Here is an 18,670-nt window from a genome sequence, read left to right on the forward strand (position 1 = left end):
CCAGTCTAGTGTTGACGCTTAGCGGCTGTAAATGTTCAGGCCGGGGAAGAAGAAAGCGACTTCCACAGCAGCCGTTTCAGCAGCGTCCGAACCGTGCACGGCGTTGGCGTCGATGCTGTCAGCGAAGTCGGCGCGGATCGTGCCCTTCTCAGCCTTTTTCGGGTCGGTTGCACCCATCAGGTCACGGTTCTTGGCGATTGCGTTTTCGCCTTCCAGCGCTTGCACCATCACCGGGCCCGAGATCATGAAGTCAACCAGATCCTTGAAGAACGGGCGCTCCTTGTGCACAGCGTAGAACTGCTCGGCTTCACCGCGCGACAGATGGATCATCTTGGCCGCAACGACCTTCAGGCCTGCGCCTTCGAAACGGGCGTAGATCTGACCGATGACATTCTTGGCCACTGCGTCCGGTTTGATAATCGAGAGGGTGCGTTCGATCGCCATTAAAAACTCCAAAAAATGAAGGTGTTACGTGAAAGATAAACGTTAGATTCTAACACGGGGCGCGGCCGGATTGGATGTCAAGCGGTGCAACCCCGCCCAGCGCCCGCCTGCCGCGGGAGGCGACCCATGCATCACTCTGCCCACCCCGCGCGACATGACAAGGGGAACGGGCTTAGGATTGCCTTATTGAGAGCATAAAAAGTCACCCCGGAAGTGCCCTTTCCGACGCGATCATCGCCCGGACGCCGGAACCGCATGGCATCCTGCCCCCTCAAAGTAAGGACGACGCGACTTGCAAAAGCGCACTTCGGATGCCACATTCGCAACGTCGTCGCATTGTCTGCAACGTCATTCACCCAAGGAGTTCGCATGGACAACCAACTCAACACGTACGGTTTTGGCGCTTCCGGCACCGCCGGCGCGTTGGCCGTCCGCAACCGTGTGCTGCGCAATACCTATTGGCTGCTCGCGCTTTCGATGATCCCCACCATCCTCGGTGCGTGGATCGGCGTCACCACTGGCTTCAACCTGATGGGTGGCCGCCCGCTGATGGGCTTCATCATCTTCATGGCCGTGGCCTTTGGCTTCTTCTATGCCATCGAGCGCTTCAAGAACAGCGGCCTGGGTGTGGCCTTGCTGCTCGGCTTCACGTTCTTCATGGGGTTGATGCTGTCGCGCCTGATCGGCTTCACGCTGGGGAGCTACTCGAACGGCGCGGCGCTGATCATGACGGCATTCGGCGGCACCGCGATCATCTTCGGCGTGATGGCAACGGTGGCCACCGTCAGCAAGCGGGACTTCTCCGGTCTGGGCAAGTGGCTGTTCATGGGCGTGCTGGTACTGATCGTCGCATCGGTGGCCAATATCTGGCTGCAAATGCCCGCGATGATGCTGACGATCTCGGTGCTGGCCATCGCGATTTTCTCGGCCTACATCCTGTTCGACGTGCAACGCATCGTGAACGGCGGCGAGACCAACTACGTGACCGCCACCCTGGCGATCTACCTGGACGTCTACAACATCTTCACGAACCTGCTGGCGATCCTGGGGATTTTCGGCGGCAATCGCAACTAAGCACCCGCAGCGCGCTGGAAACAGCGCAGCGAAAAAAACCGGCGCCTTGTGCGCCGGTTTTTCTTTGCCTGAGAGACACGCGATAGCGGATCAGTCACGCTCAAACACTGCCATTGACTCCACGTGCGACGTGTGCGGGAACATGTTCACCACACCCGCCCCAGCCAACCGGTAGCCGGCTTCGTGCACCAGCAAGCCCGCATCACGCGCCAGCGTCGCCGGATTGCATGACACATAGACGATACGCTTGGGCAGGAACTCAAGCGCGTCACCGCCGCGTTGCGCCAGCTCTGCCAACGCCTTGGAGACAGCCAGCGCCCCTTCACGCGGCGGATCGACCAACCAGCGGTCAAACTTGCCCAGCGCGGCAATATCATCTGCAGTCACTTCGAACAGGTTGCGGCAAGCGAACGTCGTCTTCGCATCGAGCCCGTTGTGCTGTGCGTTGGCGAGCGCACGCGTGGTCAGCGCTTCGCTACCCTCGATGCCCATGACCTCGCGGGCGCGCGTGGCCATTGGCAGCGTGAAATTGCCGATCCCGCAGAACAGGTCGAGCAAGCGATCGCCCGGCTGCGCATCAAGTAGCTTCAGCGCCCGCGACATCAGCACACGATTGATCTGGTGATTGACCTGCGTGAAATCCGTCGGCTTGAACGGCATCGTGATGCCGAACTCGGGCAGCGTGTACGTCAGCGCACGGTCGAGCGGATAGAACGGATACACCGTATCCGGCCCTTTGGGCTGCAGCCAGAATTGAACGTTGTGTTGATCGGCAAACGCGCGCAATTCAGCCTCATCAGCGGAGGTAAGCGGCTCAAGGTTGCGCAGCACCAGCACCGTTACATCCTGACCGACAGCCAGTTCAATCTGCGGCATACGCTGGAAAATGGAGAGACGCCCCACCAGCCCACGCAACGGCACCAGCAGCGCCGACACATGCGGCGGCAGCACTTCGCATGAGGTCATGTCGACCACATAACTGCTCTTGCGCTCGTGAAAGCCCACCAGCACGCCACCCTTGGCTGCCACGTGACGTACCGTCAAACGGGCGCGATAGCGATAGCCCCAATCCGGCCCGGCAATCGGCCGGAACACGACGTCCGGGCGCAACTTGGCCAGGTGCCACAGGTCATCCTCCAGCACACGCTGTTTGATGGCGACCTGCGCGCGCGAATCCAGATGCTGCATCGAGCAGCCACCGCACACGCCAAAGAACTTGCACTGCGGCGTCACACGCGAGGCGGACTGGCGCAGAATGCTCACCACGCTCGCCTGCTCGTACGACGGTTTGGCGCGATGACTGCGGTACGTCACCAGTTCGCCCGGCAACGCGCCTTCTACGAAGACAACCTTGCCAGGCGTGCCATCCTCATTGGCCAGACGGCCAATGCCGCGCGCCTCGCCATCGAGCGAGACAATCTCCAATGGGCCGGCTACCGGCACCTCGGGCTTCCTGCGCCCACGCGGAGCCTTGGCCGGCGCGGCAGTTGCGGAATCAGAAGACGACGGCATGGCGGTGGGTGCAGCTTGAGACACGGGCGAGCCTGAACAAATTGGGGACAAGGGCGGCATTGTAAGACACCGGAGGACCAGCATGGGCACCGTTATCCTGACGTGGAACATCCAGTGGGGCCGCGGCGCGGACGGGCGCGTCGACCTCACGCGCCAACTCACCGAAGCGCGCGCAATGGCTGACTTCGACGTGCTCTGCCTGCAGGAAGTCACCTCCGGCTTCGGCAACCTGCCCGGCCACCCGAGCGCCGACCAGTGGGGCGAACTCGCTGATGCGCTCGACCCTGAATACACCGTGATCGGCGGCTTTGCGCTTGAGCGCCACGACGGCGCGCACGTGCAGCGCTTCGGCAATGCAATCGCCACGCGCCTGCCGGTGCTCTACGTCATGCGCCACGCACTACCCAGCCCGCCGGATGCCACACCGGCGATGCCGCGCATGGCCATCGAGGCGCTCGTGCAGACCACATTCGGACCACTGCGCATCCTCACAACACATCTGGAGTACTACTCAGAGACCCAGCGACTGGCACAGATCGACGCGCTACGGGCAATTCACGTGGAAGGCTGTAGTCGTGCGGCGCACCCGTCCGTACTTGGCGCGGAGTCAGCGGCTGGCCCGTTCCGGCCTCTTGCACAAACGACTGCCACGATCATTTGCGGCGATCTCAACTGCAAGCCTGACTCCACGCCCAAGCGCCTGGCTACGGTTCCATTTTCACGGGAACCCGCACTGCACGATGCGTGGGAGATCGCACACGGCGCGACGCCGCAGCCGCCAACCTTCGGCGTACACGATCGCACTGACTGGACCGAGCCTGCCTACGTGTGCGACTACATGCTGATCAGCGAACCGTTGAAGGCGCGCGTGCTGCGCGTAGAAGTGAATAGCACCACGCAGGCATCGGACCATCAACCGATGCTGCTGGAGCTACGTAACGATTGAAGGGCGAACTGGACCAGCGGCGCCTTACAGCACCGCGTCCTTGCGCACGCCCTGCGAGGCGAAATGGCGCTTGAGCTTGACCAGCGCCTCCTGCTGGATCTGGCGCACGCGTTCGCGCGTCAGGCCCATCTCGGCGGCCAACTCTTCCAGCGTGGCGGGTTCGATGTGATTGAGGCCAAAACGGCGCTCGACCACGTAGCGATGCTTGTCGGACAAGCGCGCCAGCCACGACTTCATCAGTTGCGACAGCTCGCGATGGGCAACTTCCTGATCCGGAGAGGCACCATGCTCGTCCGACAGGAAATCGAGCAGACTGGTGCCCGGATCGAGATCGAACGGCGTATCGAGCGAGGTCGTATGCTCATTGAGCGAGAGCACGTCCTGCACTTCATCGGTGGTTTTGCCGAGCAGGTGCGCGATATCTTCAAGGCTCGCATCACGCCCATCTACCCCGCTCTTTTCCAGATGGCGCTTGGCGCGCAGCACCTGATTGAGCTCGCGAATCACGTGGACCGGCAGGCGAACCGTACGCGCCTGGTTCATGATGGCGCGCTCGATACTTTGGCGGATCCACCACGTGGCGTAGGTCGAAAAACGGAAGCCACGCTCCGGATCGAACTTCTCGATCGCGTGCATCAGACCGAGATTGCCCTCTTCGATCAGATCGAGCAGCGGCACACCGCGATTCAAATAACCCTTTGCGATGCTGACAACGAGGCGCAGGTTACGCTCGATCATCACTTGCCGCGCAGCAAACTCGCCCGCCTTGGCCAAGGTCGAAAAATGCAGTTCCTCGGCCGGCGTCAGCAACGGCTTGATACTGATGCGATTGAGATAGTGCTGGACAGTGTCGGCAGCCAGTTCGGCCTGCAGCACCTTGCGGAAATCCTCCTCCGGTGCGGCCTCTTCCGATTCCTCTTCGTCGTCTTCGTCTTCGTCAGGCTCGTCGGCGCTGTCAGAAGCGTCGTTGACATCCGCCGGCTCGGCGGCCGGCAGGTCGTCGATCAGTGTGTCGACAACCTCGATCTCTTCTGCCTGAGGTTGCGCCGCGCCGCGCGCACGCCGCCCCGCACGCCCATTCTGGGTGCCTTGGCCATCTGCAGCGTCGATGTTGTCATCGGCGGGGGTGGCGGGCGTAGCGGCTTTCTGACGCGGCATGCATTCCTCTATTGAGGTGGCAGGAAGCGCATCGGATCGACCGGCTTACCGTTGCGGCGCACTTCGAAGTGAAGCTTCACGCGATCCGCATCGGTACTGCCCATTTCTGCGATCTTCTGCCCTTTCTTGACCGTGGATTGCTCGGTGACCAGAACCTTGTCGTTGTTGCCGTAGGCGGTCAGGAACGTGTCGTTGTGCTTGATGATGACAAGATTCCCGTACCCACGCAAGGGTCCGACGTGGATCACTTTTCCGTCATCCGCAGCGACCACGGCGTCACCACGTTTGCCACCGATGTCGATACCCTTGTTGGCCTTGTCATCGAAGCGATTGAGGAGCGCGCCACGTGCCGGCCAGGCCAGCGCGATTGCGCTATCGCTTGCCCCGGCAGAGGCGCCGGAGGTGGCCGTGGACGACGTAGCAGGCGTGGAATCGACCGGCTGTGCGCTCGTGTTGCCCGGACGGACGGGTGTCACAACCGCACCGCTGCTGCTGACATCCGCGTTCGGCGGCACAACGCGGATCAGCTGATCGACTTCGATCTGATTCGCATTCGGGATGTTGTTCCACGCCACGAGATCACGCGGCGCCTGGCCGTTGCGAAGAGCGATGCTGTACAGCGTATCGCCGCGTTTGACTCGATAGTAGCCGGGGGGCGGCGGCTCCTGTGAGGCAGCGGAGGTGGTACCGGCACGCGAGGTGCGGTCGAGAACGGGCGCCTGGTTGCCGGAGGATGCGCAAGCCGCCAGCAGTGCGGCCGACACCATCGCCACGGCAAGCCGGCCGGTGCGTGCGGGGCTTGGAGGGTTCATGGAACTCCGGGAAATGAACATGCTAAACAGTTCCTGATTTTAAAGGGACAAAGAAAACGCCTTCAAGCGCGGTACTGTGAAACTGGAAGCGGCTGCGGCGCTCGATCAGCACTAACTGCTGCGCCGGGCCCGAGCCACTGCTATTGCGGTCAATCGCCACCGGGGCGATCAAGCGACCGCCAACGGCAAGCTGGTCGAGCAGCGCCTGCGGCACCTCCATTCCAGCTGCTGCCAGGATGATGGCGTCGAACGGTGCTGCTTTCGGCAACCCCAGCATGCCGTCGCCGTAATGCAGGCGGATGTTTGGCACGCGGAGTGGCCGCAAGTTCGCTTTGGCTTTCTCATGCAGCGGGCGGATGCGTTCGATCGAATACACCTCGTCTGCCACTTGCGATAGCACGGCGGCCTGATAGCCGCAGCCAGTTCCAATTTCGAGCACGCGCGCAAGCGGCAAGCTTTGCGCACGCGCGGGACGCTCGCGCAACAACAACTCGATCATCCGGCCGACCACCGAAGGCTTCGAGATCGTTTGCTGATGACCTATTGGCAGCGCGGAATCTTCATAGGCCTGCGAGGCCAAGCCAGCATCCACGAATAGATGGCGTGGCACCGAGCCAATCGCGGCCAGCACGCGCTTATCGCTCACACCCGCGGCTTGCACGCGGCCAACCAATGCCTGGCGCGCGCGATCCGATGCCATACCGCCGGCTGCCGCATGCGCAGCGGCCGTACGTGCTTGTACGGCGCTCGCCGCGACAGCACCGACCGCAGCATCAACGCCTGCCACCCGCTGCGGGGCGGGCGCTGGTGCCGATGCGGGCTGCACGCGCTCGACCGACGCCGCACGCGCTGGCGTCGGACGGGAGACGGCACTCACACCGGACGAGATGCGCGTCTCGCGCTGGCGCTCCACCGGCTTGCGCTCGACCACCGCGTCAAGCGTCAGAGGAAAGCGCCGGCCGCGCGAATGCTCAGACATGGGCCACCGTGGCGATCATGGCGTCTGCCAGCGGCGCACGGTGCGCAGTTGCGCCGTGTCGGTCAGATCGAGCTGCAGCGGTGTCAATGAGACAAAGCCGTGCGCGACCGCATGGAAATCGGTGCCCTCACTAGCGTCCTTGGCATCGCCGGCGGCGCCGACCCAGAAGATCGGTTCGCCGCGCGGGTTGGCCTGGCGGATCACCGGTTGCGACTGGTGCCGCTTGCCCAAGCGCGTGGCACGCCAGCCGCCGAGTTCGTTGTACGGCAGATTCGGAATGTTCACATTCAGGAGCATCTGCCCCTCGAGCGGATCGGACAGGTAACGCTCCACCACCTCGCGGACGACGCGCTCGGCAGCATCGAGGTGTGTCCAGCCCTTATCGACCTGCGAAAACGCGATCGACGGAATGCCGAACAGATACCCCTCGATGGCGGCAGCGACGGTGCCGGAATACAGCACGTCCTCGCCCATGTTCTGACCCTGGTTGATACCGGAGACGACCAGGTCAGGCTTCTCCTCGATCATGCCGGTCAGAGCGATATGGACGCAGTCCGTCGGGGTGCCGTTGACGAAGCGGAAACCCTTCTGGGCACCATCCGTTGCTTCAAACACTGACAGCGGACGCTGGAGCGTGAGCGAGTTGGATGCACCGCTATGGTTCTGCTCCGGCGCAACCACCGTCACGCGCCCCAATGGGCTGAGCGCGCGGTGCAAGGCGGCGAGGCCCGGCGCGAGGTATCCGTCGTCGTTGGCGATAAGAATATGCATGGCGCGGATTGTAACCGAGCAACGTTGACGAATCGTGCTCACCAGCACGTTGTACACGCTTACAAAAATCGCTCGACAAACCGCCCATCCCATCGCCCGCAAAATCGCTCGCGATCGAATCGAACGACCGTGCTTTTATTCGGTTACACTGCCGGACAAGATCGCGCACGAAGCACGCGAGATGGCCAACAATCCAACGCAAGACCGTTCAGGAGACACACCATGAAAGCCGTCGTCTGCAAGACCTGGGGCCCGCCCGAATCGCTGGTGATTGAAACGCTACCGGACCTCTCGCCGGGCGCTGGTGAAGTCGTCATCGACGTGAAGGCTGCGGGGGTGAACTTTCCCGACGTGCTGATCATCCAGAACAAGTACCAGTTCAAGCCCGAGTTGCCTTTCACGCCGGGCTCGGAAGTGGCGGGCGTGGTCAACGCGGTGGGTGAAGGCGTGTCGCATGTGAAAGCGGGCGACCATGTCATCGCGTTCCTTGGCCAGGGCGCGTTTGCCTCGCAGGTGAAGGCGTCAGCCAAGGTGGTGATGCCGATGCCGCCGGGCATGGCGTTTGATACGGCAGCAGCGTTCACCCTCACCTACGGCACGTCGCACCACGCGGTGGTCGATCGTGGCCAACTGAAGGCGGGCGAAACGATGCTGGTGCTGGGTGCGGCAGGCGGCGTCGGGCTGGCTGCCATCGAAATCGGCAAGGCCATCGGCGCACGCGTCATTGCCGCCGCGTCGAGCGATGAAAAGCTCGCTGTCTGCAAGGACCACGGCGCCGATGCGCTGATCAACTACGCGACCGAAGACCTGCGCGAGCGCATCAAGGAACTGACTGACGGCAAGGGCCCGGACGTGATCTATGACCCGGTCGGCGGCATCTATGCAGAGCCGGCGTTCCGTTCGATCGCCTGGCGCGGCCGCTATCTGGTGGTGGGCTTTGCCAACGGTGAAATCCCCAAGATGCCGCTGAACCTGGCGCTGCTCAAGGGCGCGTCGTTGGTAGGCGTGTTCTGGGGCGAGTTCGCGCGCCGCGAGCCGAAGGCCAATCTGGCCAACATGATGCAAATGATCGGCTGGATGAAAGAAGGCAAGATCCGTCCGCATATTTCAGCGCGCTATCCGCTGGAACAGACCACGCAGGCGCTGCTGGACATGGCGGCACGCAAGGTGACGGGCAAGGTGGTCATCCAACCCTGAGCGTTACCCGCACGCCAAATAGAAAAGCCGCGCTGGCGATTGCCTGGCGCGGCTTTTTTGTTGGGACAGACCGTACTGATTAGGCCGCTTCTTCCAGCGTCGGATAGTCGGTGTAGCCCTTTTCCTGGCCGCCGTAGTAGGTGTTGCGATCCGGCTTGTTGAGCGTTGCACCGGCACGGAAGCGCGCCACCAGATCCGGGTTGGCGATAAACGGACGACCAAAGGCCACCGCATCGGCCAGACCCGAAGCCACCATCTGCTCACCCTCTTCCGCGCTGTACTGGCCGCAGACGATCAGCGTGCCCTTGAAGGCATCGCGCAATTGGCGGCGGAACTCGCCAGACAGTTCCGGGCCACCTGCCCAATCCGGCTCGGCGATGTGCAGGTAGGCGATACCGCGCTTGGTCAACTCACGTGCGAGGTACAGCGCGCTGGCCTCGGCTTCGGCATCTGCAATGTCGTGCGCAACAAAGTGCGGCGACAGGCGAATGCCAACGCGATCCGCGCCGATTTCGGCAATGGCCGTATCGACGACTTCCAGAATCAGGCGCGCACGGTTTTCCAGCGAGCCACCGTACTGATCAGTGCGCTGGTTGCTGTTGGTGGAAAGGAACTGGTGCAGCAGGTAACCGTTGGCGGCATGGATCTCGACGAAATCAAAGCCAGCACGGCGTGCACGCAGTACGGCCTGACGGTACTGCGCAATGACGTCCGGGATTTCCTCGGTGGCCAGCGCGCGCGGCTCGCTGGTGGGCTCGTTGCCCGGCGTGCCGTCAGGGTGCACGACAAAGCTCTGCGCACCCTTGGCGACGATGGCCGACGGCGCGACCGGCGCCTGACCATTTTCTTGCAGCAGCGTGTTCGAGATGCGGCCCACATGCCAGAGCTGCTGCGAGATGCGACCACCCTTGGCGTGCACGGCATCCACCACAGCCTTCCAGCCGGCTTCCTGTGCGTCGGTGTACATGCCCGGCGTCCAGGCGTAACCCTGGCCCTGGCGGGAAACTTGCGTGGCTTCCGTCACGATCAGACCGGCCGTCGCGCGCTGCGCGTAGTAGGTCACGTTCAGCTCGGTCGGCACGTCGCCGGGCTGGCCGGCCCGCGAGCGCGTAAGTGGCGCCATAACGACGCGGTTGGCGAGGGTCGTGCGACCGACCTGGACGGGCGACAGCAGTTGTTGGGTCATATCAGCTCCAGAAAGAGAGAATGCTTATTACTATTCGACCGGTCATCTAGAACCGGAGTCAAAGAAAAAGCGAGGAACGTGCCTCGCCGGCAATGGATTCAGTTGCGATCAATGTGTTGGCTTGGCCAAGAGGATTTCGGTTTGCGCCACGCAGCTCCGGAACGCCTCGACGGTCCGGTGCGCCTTGGCCAGCAGCGCCCCGCCCATCCACATGGCGTACAGCCCCTCGGCCAGATGGCGTGCGTCGCCCACCGGTGCGAGCGAACCATCGGCGACACCCGCCTCGATCACGCTGGCAATGCGGTCCACCATACGCGTCATCCCCGTCGACAACACCTTGCGCATCGGTTCCGACAGGTCCGACACCTCGCCCGACAACTTGACGGCCAGGCAGGTGACTTCACATGCGCTGCGCTCGTGCAGGTCAATCCAGGCAGTGAAGTAACGCAGCAGCCGTTCGCGTGCGGTCAGGCGCGTGTCGCTGAACAGGCTGACGACACCCACGTCGTAGTCCTGAAAATACCGCTCCAGCATGGCAACGCCAAAGTCTTCCTTGGAGCCGAAATAGTAATAGAACGACCCTTTGGGCACCTGCGCACGGCCGAGGATTTCCGCCAACCCGACGGCCGAGAAACCGCGCCCGAGGATCAACTCGGCACCGGCGTCCAAGATACGGTCGCGGGTGTCGTGCCGGGCTTCGGTGCCTTCAACGGTGACGGGTTCGGGGTGCTTGCTCATGGTGAATCGGATTGTAGTAGACCGACCGTTTAGTTGCACAACCCTGCTCTTGGCAGGGTTGATGTGACCGTTAGTTAGCCTACTTCGGGTGTTCAGAGCTTTTCGGTTTCGCCGGTCTTGGGCTGCCAGCGCATCAGGCGCTTTTCCACCAGACCGACCAACCAATCGAGTACCAGTGCAAACACTGTCAGCACGACAATGCCGGCAAACACGGTGTTGATGTCGAACGTGCCCTCGGCCTGCAGGATCAGGTAACCGACGCCGCGCGCAGAGCCCAGGTACTCGCCCACCACTGCCCCCACAAACGCGAGACCCACCGACGTATGCAGCGACGAGAACACCCAGCTCGTTGCGCTCGGCAGATAGACGAAGCGCAACAGCTGTCGCTGCGAGGCCCCCAGCATGCGCGCATTGGAGAGCACCACGGGGCTCACTTCTTTCACGCCCTGGTAGACGTTGAAGAACACGATGAAGAACACCAGCGTGACCGCCAGCGCAACCTTCGACCAGATCCCCAGCCCAAACCAAACGCCGAAGATGGGCGCCAGAATCACGCGCGGCATCGAGTTGGCAGCCTTGATGTACGGATCGAGCACCGCAGACACCGCAGGGCTCAGTGCCAGCCACAGCCCGGCACCCAGGCCAGTGGCCGTGCCGATGACGAAGGCCAGTACGGTTTCCGCCAGCGTCACCCCAAGGTGCTGGTAAATATCGCCTTCGGTCACGAACCATGCCCAGATGCGCTGCGCAACGATGAGCGGCTCGCCGAAGAAAAATGCGACGTCTTGCGAGCGCGTGGCGAAGTGCCAGACACCCAGCGTGACGACAAGGAGACCAAGCTGCCAGGCACGCAGCGTGAACGGAGAGAGCGGACGATTAGCCATGAGAGAGATCGATCGAATTCGGTTCAGGCCACGCGGCGATGTTGCGCGTAACCCTTGAGCACTTCTTCGCGCAGCACATCCCAGATGCGCGAATGCAAATCGACAAAGCCAGCCTGATCGCGAATCTCGGCCACATCGCGCGGGCGCGGCAGGTCGATCACGAATTCGCCAATCGGGTGCGTGCCGGGGCCGGCCGACAGCACGACCACGCGGTCGCTCATGGCAATGGCCTCGTCCAGATCGTGTGTGATGAACAGCACGGCCTTGCGCTTGGCAGCCCAGAGGTCGAGCACCTCGTTCTCCATCAACTGGCGCGTCTGGATGTCGAGCGCAGAAAACGGCTCGTCCATGAGGATGATGTCGGGGTCGAGCACCAACGTTTGCGCCAGGCTCACGCGCTTGCGCATGCCGCCGGAGAGTTGATGCGGATAGCGATCTTCAAACCCGGCCAAACCCACGCGCGTCAGCCACGACATCGCCAGTTCGCGCGCTTCCTTGTCGGGCGTGCCGCGAAACTCCAGCCCGGCCAGCACGTTATCGAGCGCGCTGCGCCACGGCATCAATGCTTCAGCCTGAAACATGTAGCCGGCACGGCGGTTGATGCCGACCAGCGGTTCGCCAAACACGCGCACCTGCCCTGACGATGGCTGCAGCAGCCCCGCCGCCAGGTTCAGCAGGGTGGATTTTCCACAGCCGGTTGGGCCCACCACAGAGACGAACTCGCCGGCCTGGATGTCCAGCGTCGTGTTCTGCACAGCCGTATAGCGCTGGCCCGGTTTGTCTGGTGAAAGGAAGGTACAGGTGATCTGGTCGAACGAAAGCGCGGGCGTCGTCATGGTGTCTGCCTGATGGCTACCAAGAAAGCAATGCGCCCGGTTGGACCGGGCGCAGGATAAGAGTCTGTTGGACTCAAAACCAGTTCATGATCCGTAGCGAGCGGCCCGAGATTGCCCCGAGAAGCGCAACCGTACGTGAGTACGGGGAGCATCGCAGGGGCAATCTCGGGACGCGCAGTAGGATCATGAGCTGGTTTTAGTGGTACTTGGCGTTGGCCTTTTGCACGAAGGTGTTGGTGAAGGTCTGGTCCAGCTTGATCTGCTTGCCCTTCACTTCCGCATCAAATTCCGACAGCGTACGCAGTGCCGTGGTCGGGCCGTCGGCGGGCATTGTGCCGTCCGGCGAGATGGCCTCGCGCACCTTGTCCCACGCAGCCAGATACAGCGCACGATCCCCCAGCAGGTAGGCTTCCGGCACGGTCTTGACGATGTCCGACGGGCCTGCCTTCTGCAGCCACTTCAGCGCGCGCACCATGGCGTTGGTCAGCGCCTGCGTCGTGTTGGGGTTCTTCTGGATGAACGCGGTGGACGCATACAGGCAGCCGGCCGGCATATTGCCGCCGAAGACGGCCTTGGTATCGGCCAGCGTGCGGGTGTCGGAAACGACGCGCACTTCGTTCTTCTGCGTGAGCATCGACATGACCGGGTCTAGGTTGGCCAGCGCATCGATCTGCCCTGCGCGGATGGCCGCAATGGCACCGTTGCTCGGGCCCACACCAATGATCGACACCTCGTTCGGCTTGATGCCGGCGCGCGCCAGCACGTAGTTGACCATGATGTTGGTCGACGAGCCCGGCGCCGTCACGCCGATCTTCTTGCCCTTCAGGTCAGCAATCGACTTATAGTTGGCCATCGTCTTGTTGTTGACCGCCAGCACGATCTGCGGAGCGCGGCCTTGCAGTACGAACTCCTGGTACATCTGGCCCTTGGCCTGCAGCACCAGCGTGTGTTCGTAGGCGCCACTCACCACGTCAGCGCTGCCGCCAACCACGGCCTGCAGTGCCTTGGCACCGCCAGCAAAGTCGACGATCTCAACATCCAGGCCTTCGTCCTTGAAGTAGCCCAGGCGCTCGGCAATCGTCAGCGGCAGGTAGTAGAACAAGGCCTTGCCGCCCACGGCGATGGTCACCTTGCTCTTCTCAGGCTTGCCCTGCGCCAGCACGGCGGGGCTGGCTGCCAGCAGGCTCGTCGCGCATAGCGCTGCGCCCATCCATTTTGCCCAGCGGCTGATGCCTCGTGTCCCCATGCTTGTCTCCTGAATGCGTTGTTCTGCGAACCTGTCCAGCGTTCACTGCCTTGGCGGCGATATTACCGCAACGATTTGCCACACAACATGCGGGATGGTCCTAGCTCTTTAGCCTGCCGCCTCGGCAACCACGCCTTGTGCGGCCAGCGCATCGATCTGCGCGTCGGTCAGGCCGTGGCTGCGCAGCACGTCGCGCGTGTGCTGACCCAGGCGTGGAGCACTGGCCTGTACCGCACCGGGTGTGCCGGAAAGCTTGGGTACCACGCCCGGCATCTCGACATCGATGCCCGATTGCGCACGCACGGTCTCGATGACACCCCGCGCGCGATAGTGCGGGTCGGCAGCAATGTCGGCGATGGTGTAGATCGGCCCGCTGGGCACCTCGGCCTCTTGCAGCGCAGCCAGAACCTCTGCAATGGGAAGCGCTCCCGTCCACGCGTTGATGGCGGCATCGATCTCGTCGACGCGGGCGGCGCGGCCGTCGTTGCGCGCAAGGCCTGGATCATCGGCGAGGTCTGGCCGGCCCATGCGCTGCATCAGGCGGCGGAAGATGTTGTCGCCGTTCGCGGCGATCAAGACGTACTCGCCGCCCGCACAGCGATAGGCATTGGATGGCGCAATGCCCGGCAATGCCCCGCCGGCTGGGTGGCGAATGGCGCCGAATACCGAGTACTCCGGCAGCAGACTCTCCGTCAGGTTGAAGACCGACTCATACAACGCCACGTCGATCACCTGCCCCTTGCCGCCGCGCGCGTCGCGTTCATACAGCGCGAGCAGCACGCCCAGCGCGCCGTGCAACCCGGCAATCGTGTCGCCCAGCGACAGCCCAGCGCGCGCAGGCGGGCGCCCCGGCTCACCGGTCAGGTAGCGCAGGCCGGCCATCGCCTCGGCAATCGCTGCAAAGCCCGGCTCGTCGCGCTTGGGGCCAGTCTGACCGTAGCCCGATACGCGCAGCATGATGAGCTTTGGGTTGATGGCCGACAGTGCCTCGTACGACAGGCCCCACTTCTCCATCGTGCCGGGGCGGAAATTTTCAATGAGCACGTCGGCCTCGGCGGCCAGCTTGCGCACCACCTCCTGGCCCTCGGGCACACGCAAATCCACGCAGACAGACTGCTTGTTGCGCGACTGCGCCTCCCACCAGACCGAGGTGCCTTCATGCAGCATCCGCCATTTGCGCAGCGGATCGCCCTGCCCCGGCGGCTCGATCTTGATGACCTGCGCGCCAAAATCGGCGAGCGTCTTGGCGGCAAACGGCCCGGCAATCAATTGCCCGAGTTCGAGCACGCGGATGTTCTGCAAAACCTGAGTCGACATGGTCGTATAGAGAACGTTGAATTCAGAACCTGTTCACGATCCGTAGCGAGCGGCCCGAGGTTGGCAGGAGAAGCGCAGCCGTACAGGAGTACGGCGAGCATCGCAGTGCCAAGATCGGGTTGCGCAGTAGGATCATGAACAGGTTCTCAGAGTGCGGCAGGATTGCCGAGTAGATGCGTCATCAGCAGGCGCGCGGAACTGGTGAGCGCATCAGGATCGCGCACACCCACCAGTAGGCGGCGATGCGCCCATTCGTCTTGCAGCGGCACCAATGCGAGGCCCGCGCCCGGCAGGCTCGACACGTGTCCCTGTGCGGCAATACGCGGCAGCACCCCCACGCCCAGACCCGAGGCCACCATGCGGCAGACCGCCTCAAAGCTGCGCACCTGAATGCGCAAGCGCAGCGGCTTGCCAAGGCGCTGGCTCTCTTCCAGCAGTTGCGCGGCGAGCGACGTGCCGGGCGGCAGGCTGACGAAATCGAACTCCACCGCATCGGCAAAACTCACCTGCTTGCGGCCTGCCAGCGGGTGGCTGCGCGGCGTGACAAGGGCGAGATCGTCCTCGCGGTAGTCAAACGATTGCAACCCATCGCATGGCGTGCCGGCGGCGAAGATGCCGAGGTCTGCACGGTTCTCGCGCAGCGCGGCGACGATATCGCCACTGTCCTGCTCCTCCAGCGCGATGCGGATGGCCGGATTGGCCAGCATGAAGGCAGCCAGGTCATCGGCCAGGAACTGCGTGATCGACGAGGTATTGGCCCACACGCGCACCAGCCCGCGCGTACCGGCGGCAAAGTCCGACAGCGCGCCGGCCATGCGCTCGACGTCCTGCAAGATGCCGACGGCATGGCGAAAGCACGCTTGGCCAGCCTCGGTCAGTTCCACCCCGGCGGCATGGCGATACAGCAGCGGCGCGCCCACAGCGGCTTCCAGGTCGGAAATCCGCTTGCTTGCCGCGGCTACGGCCAGGTGTGATTGCCGCGCCCCAGCAGAAATGCTGCCCAGCCGGGCCACCGCCACAAACAGGCCGAGGGTGACAAGATCAAAGCGGGCAAGGTTCATCGTGGAAGCCATCTGGCGGAGTTGGAGAAATGCGACAAGTTCGTGCAAACGGCGCGGTTTTCACCGGTTGGTCATGACACGGCGTTTACTATCGCCGGGTTTTTGCCTATTCCGAGCGCACAAGCTTGGAATTCTAGCGGTTGCCCTCTCTGTTTCGCCCATGCCTTTGCCGTCTCTTCGCCTCAAATCCTGGTCTTCGTCCCGTCATGCCAAGCGTGCCAGCGCCGCACGGCAGGTCTTGATGGCCTTCACGCTGACGCTGGGCCTGCAGGGCATTGCCCTGGCAGCAGATGCCGATACCCCCCCTGCGGACATCCCCGAGCCGGAACGGTGGAACATTCACGGGCAGTTCACCAACGTGACGCAGTGGCATCCGTCGTTCCACGCGCCGTACAGCGGCACAAACAGCCTGACGCCGGAGACCAACAACAAGGAAACGGCCGACATCACGCTGTATCTTGGCGTGCGTCTATGGAAAGGCGCAGAGCTGTACGCCAACCCCGAAATTGACCAGGGTTTCGGCCTGAACAACACGGTCGGGCTGGCCGGCTTCTCCAGTGGGGAAGCCTACAAGGTCGGCAACAACACCCCGTATCGCAAACTGCCGCGTCTGTTCCTGCGACAAGTCATCGATCTGGGTGGCGAGCAACAGGCGGTAGAGAGTGGGCCCAACCAGCTTGCCGGCAGCCACTCGGCCAACAACCTGACCATCACCGTCGGCAAGTTCTCGGTGGTCGACATCTTCGATACAAACACCTATGCGCACGACCCGCGCGGAGACTTCCTGAACTGGTCGGTCGTCGATGCAGGCGCATTTGACTACGCCGCCGATGCCTGGGGTTACACGCACGGCTTGGCGGTGGAGTGGACGCAATCGTGGTGGACGCTGCGCGGCGGCTTGTTCGCGCTGTCGAACGTGCCCAACAGCATCACCATCGACACCACATGGAAGCAGTACCAGTGGGTGGGTGAATTCGAAGCGCGCCAGAACTGGTTCGGCCGCCCCGGCAAAGTCAAGCTGCTGGCGTTCGCCTCGCGCGGCAAGATGGGCGGCTACGGTGATGCGGTAAACCTAGCCCAACAGACCGGCAGCACACCGGACACCGGTCTCGTGCGGCGACTCGCCTGGCGCCCCGGCATTGCGGTGAACCTGGAGCAAGAGATCACCGATGACATAGGGGTCTTCGCCCGCGCCAGCATGAACGACGGCAGCAAGGAGACGTTCGAATTCACCGACATCAACCAGTCGGTGTCGGCCGGGCTCTCGCTCAAGGGCACGCGTTGGGGACGCCCGAACGACACGTTTGGCGCGGCTGTGGTGGTGAATGGATTGTCAGGCGCGGCACGCCAATACTTTGCGGCGGGCGGCATGGGCGTGCTGATCGGCGACGGCGCGCTGAACTACGGCACCGAGCGCATCGCCGAGCTGTACTACAACTGGGCAGTCGTGAAGCACTTAACGCTGGGCTTGAACTATCAGTACGTCGTCCACCCTGCGTACAACCGGGATCGCGGCCCGGTGTCCATCGTGGGTGCGCGCATCCACGCTGATTTCTAAAAAGCGCCTCGGAAGTTCGGAAGATCAGAGCTGGCGCCGATCCAGCACCGCGCGGGCGATGGTGCCCGCGTCGACATATTCCAGCTCGCCACCCACCGGCACGCCACGCGCCAGACGCGTCGCCTTGATGCCGCGCGCCTTGAGCATCTCGCCGATGTAGTGTGCGGTGGCCTCGCCTTCGCTGGTGAAGTTGGTGGCGAGGATAACCTCGGTACACGGCCCGCCCAGCGCAGGATCGGTCGCGCGGGCCAGCAGGCGTTCGAGGTGGATCTCCTTGGGGCCGATGTTGTCCAGCGGCGAGAGCCGCCCCATCAGCACGAAATACTGGCCGCGATACGTGAGTGTCTGCTCGATCATCATCTGATCGGCGGGCGTTTCCACCACGCACAGCACGGACGCATCGCGACGCGAGTCCAGGCAGGTTTCGCAGACTTCCTGCTCGGTAAAGGTGTTGCAGCGGCTGCAGTGCTGGATCGATTCGGTGGCCTCGCTCAGCGCCTGCGCCAGACGTTCGGCACCATCGCGATCATGCTGCAGCAGGTAGTACGCCATGCGCTGCGCAGACTTGGGGCCCACGCCCGGCAGCACACGCAATGCCTCGACCAGCATCTGCAGCGCCGATGGCGTGCCCGAACCACCGCGCGTCATGCCTGCTCCCAAACCAGCGTGTGGTGCAGCACTTCCGGCATCGGATCGTAGAAGTGATGCAGCAGTGCGCGCCAGCGCTGGTACTCGGCCGACTGCCGGAAACCAACGGTGTGGTCTTCCAGCGTCTGCCACTGCACCAGCAACAGGTAATCGCTGGGCTTTTCCACGCAGCGCGACAGCGTCAGCGAAATGAAGCCCTGCATCGCACCGATGATGTGGCGGGCCTCGCCAAACGCCGCCTCGAAGGCGGCTTCCTGGCCAGGCTTGACGTGCAGCAGCGCAGATTCCAGCACCATGGTGCGA

19 protein-coding genes are annotated in these 18,670 nt (G+C 63.1%); 4 read left to right on the top strand and 15 right to left on the bottom strand.

Annotated features, from left to right (window positions below; genetic code table 11):
* Positions 1 to 18: 18 nt before the first annotated feature.
* Entirely contained in the window at positions 19 to 444 is a 426-nt protein-coding gene (gene ndk / locus V6657_RS10080; protein WP_021194187.1) for a nucleoside-diphosphate kinase, read from the bottom strand.
* A gap of 369 nt (positions 445 to 813) precedes the next feature.
* Between ndk and V6657_RS10085 the strand changes: the two genes are divergently transcribed.
* Positions 814 to 1,518, top strand: a complete 705-nt coding sequence (locus tag V6657_RS10085; RefSeq protein ID WP_048934279.1) for a Bax inhibitor-1/YccA family protein — start codon at positions 814 to 816, stop codon at positions 1,516 to 1,518.
* A gap of 90 nt (positions 1,519 to 1,608) precedes the next feature.
* On the opposite strand, the gene rlmD is transcribed toward V6657_RS10085, so the two are convergent.
* On the bottom strand, positions 1,609 to 2,961 hold the full coding sequence (rlmD, locus tag V6657_RS10090) for a 23S rRNA (uracil(1939)-C(5))-methyltransferase RlmD (RefSeq protein ID WP_048934278.1): 1,353 nt from the start codon (positions 2,959 to 2,961) through the stop codon (positions 1,609 to 1,611).
* A gap of 151 nt (positions 2,962 to 3,112) precedes the next feature.
* On the opposite strand from rlmD, the gene V6657_RS10095 reads away from it, so the two are divergent.
* Entirely contained in the window at positions 3,113 to 3,976 is an 864-nt protein-coding gene (locus V6657_RS10095) for an endonuclease/exonuclease/phosphatase family protein (protein ID WP_048934277.1), read from the top strand.
* 24 nt (positions 3,977 to 4,000) lie between these two features.
* On the opposite strand, the gene rpoS is transcribed toward V6657_RS10095, so the two are convergent.
* Genes rpoS through surE form a run of 4 tightly spaced genes read right to left on the bottom strand, consistent with a single transcriptional unit; the run spans position 4,001 to position 7,696 of the window.
* Positions 4,001 to 5,134, bottom strand: a complete 1,134-nt coding sequence (gene rpoS / locus V6657_RS10100; RefSeq protein ID WP_048934276.1) for an RNA polymerase sigma factor RpoS — start codon at positions 5,132 to 5,134, stop codon at positions 4,001 to 4,003.
* A gap of 8 nt (positions 5,135 to 5,142) precedes the next feature.
* A complete protein-coding gene (locus tag V6657_RS10105; RefSeq protein ID WP_248694698.1) occupies positions 5,143 to 5,946 on the bottom strand; it encodes a peptidoglycan DD-metalloendopeptidase family protein in 804 nt (267 codons plus the stop codon).
* 22 nt (positions 5,947 to 5,968) lie between these two features.
* The gene (locus V6657_RS10110) at positions 5,969 to 6,925 is read right to left on the bottom strand and encodes a protein-L-isoaspartate(D-aspartate) O-methyltransferase (RefSeq protein ID WP_048934274.1); all 957 of its coding nucleotides are present in this window, start codon (positions 6,923 to 6,925) and stop codon (positions 5,969 to 5,971) included.
* Between the two features lie 15 nt (positions 6,926 to 6,940).
* Entirely contained in the window at positions 6,941 to 7,696 is a 756-nt protein-coding gene (gene surE, locus V6657_RS10115; protein ID WP_048934273.1) for a 5'/3'-nucleotidase SurE, read from the bottom strand.
* 222 nt (positions 7,697 to 7,918) lie between these two features.
* On the opposite strand from surE, the gene V6657_RS10120 reads away from it, so the two are divergent.
* Entirely contained in the window at positions 7,919 to 8,893 is a 975-nt protein-coding gene (locus tag V6657_RS10120) for an NADPH:quinone oxidoreductase family protein (RefSeq protein WP_048934272.1), read from the top strand.
* A gap of 79 nt (positions 8,894 to 8,972) precedes the next feature.
* On the opposite strand, the gene V6657_RS10125 is transcribed toward V6657_RS10120, so the two are convergent.
* The 7 genes from V6657_RS10125 to V6657_RS10155 form a co-directional block, all read right to left on the bottom strand.
* A complete protein-coding gene (locus tag V6657_RS10125; RefSeq protein ID WP_048934271.1) occupies positions 8,973 to 10,079 on the bottom strand; it encodes an alkene reductase in 1,107 nt (368 codons plus the stop codon).
* 108 nt (positions 10,080 to 10,187) lie between these two features.
* The gene (locus V6657_RS10130; protein ID WP_048934270.1) at positions 10,188 to 10,817 is read right to left on the bottom strand and encodes a TetR/AcrR family transcriptional regulator; all 630 of its coding nucleotides are present in this window, start codon (positions 10,815 to 10,817) and stop codon (positions 10,188 to 10,190) included.
* A gap of 92 nt (positions 10,818 to 10,909) precedes the next feature.
* Complete coding sequence (locus V6657_RS10135) at positions 10,910 to 11,701, bottom strand: ABC transporter permease (protein WP_021194177.1); 792 nt, start codon at positions 11,699 to 11,701, stop codon at positions 10,910 to 10,912.
* A 23-nt stretch (positions 11,702 to 11,724) separates the two neighbouring features.
* On the bottom strand, positions 11,725 to 12,537 hold the full coding sequence (locus V6657_RS10140; RefSeq protein ID WP_048934269.1) for an ABC transporter ATP-binding protein: 813 nt from the start codon (positions 12,535 to 12,537) through the stop codon (positions 11,725 to 11,727).
* Positions 12,538 to 12,733: 196 nt separating this feature from the next.
* Positions 12,734 to 13,783 carry an ABC transporter substrate-binding protein gene (locus tag V6657_RS10145; RefSeq protein ID WP_137884681.1) on the bottom strand — a complete coding sequence of 350 codons (1,050 nt, stop codon included), beginning with the start codon at positions 13,781 to 13,783 and terminating at the stop codon, positions 12,734 to 12,736.
* Between the two features lie 108 nt (positions 13,784 to 13,891).
* Positions 13,892 to 15,100 carry a CaiB/BaiF CoA-transferase family protein gene (locus V6657_RS10150; RefSeq protein ID WP_048934268.1) on the bottom strand — a complete coding sequence of 403 codons (1,209 nt, stop codon included), beginning with the start codon at positions 15,098 to 15,100 and terminating at the stop codon, positions 13,892 to 13,894.
* A gap of 146 nt (positions 15,101 to 15,246) precedes the next feature.
* Positions 15,247 to 16,161 carry a LysR substrate-binding domain-containing protein gene (locus V6657_RS10155; RefSeq protein WP_048934326.1) on the bottom strand — a complete coding sequence of 305 codons (915 nt, stop codon included), beginning with the start codon at positions 16,159 to 16,161 and terminating at the stop codon, positions 15,247 to 15,249.
* Positions 16,162 to 16,402: 241 nt separating this feature from the next.
* On the opposite strand from V6657_RS10155, the gene V6657_RS10160 reads away from it, so the two are divergent.
* On the top strand, positions 16,403 to 17,719 hold the full coding sequence (locus V6657_RS10160) for a carbohydrate porin (RefSeq protein ID WP_048934267.1): 1,317 nt from the start codon (positions 16,403 to 16,405) through the stop codon (positions 17,717 to 17,719).
* 24 nt (positions 17,720 to 17,743) lie between these two features.
* On the opposite strand, the gene recR is transcribed toward V6657_RS10160, so the two are convergent.
* Positions 17,744 to 18,367 (bottom strand): recombination mediator RecR, encoded by a 624-nt coding sequence (gene recR / locus V6657_RS10165; RefSeq protein ID WP_048934266.1) that lies wholly within the window; start codon positions 18,365 to 18,367, stop codon positions 17,744 to 17,746.
* Entirely contained in the window at positions 18,364 to 18,663 is a 300-nt protein-coding gene (locus V6657_RS10170) for an antibiotic biosynthesis monooxygenase (RefSeq protein WP_048934265.1), read from the bottom strand. The genes recR and V6657_RS10170 overlap by 4 nt, the downstream gene beginning before the upstream one ends.
* Between the last annotated feature and the right edge of the window lie 7 nt (positions 18,664 to 18,670).

The organism is Ralstonia sp. RRA, from assembly GCF_037023145.1.
In the GTDB taxonomy this organism is placed as follows: Bacteria; Pseudomonadota; Gammaproteobacteria; order Burkholderiales; family Burkholderiaceae; genus Ralstonia.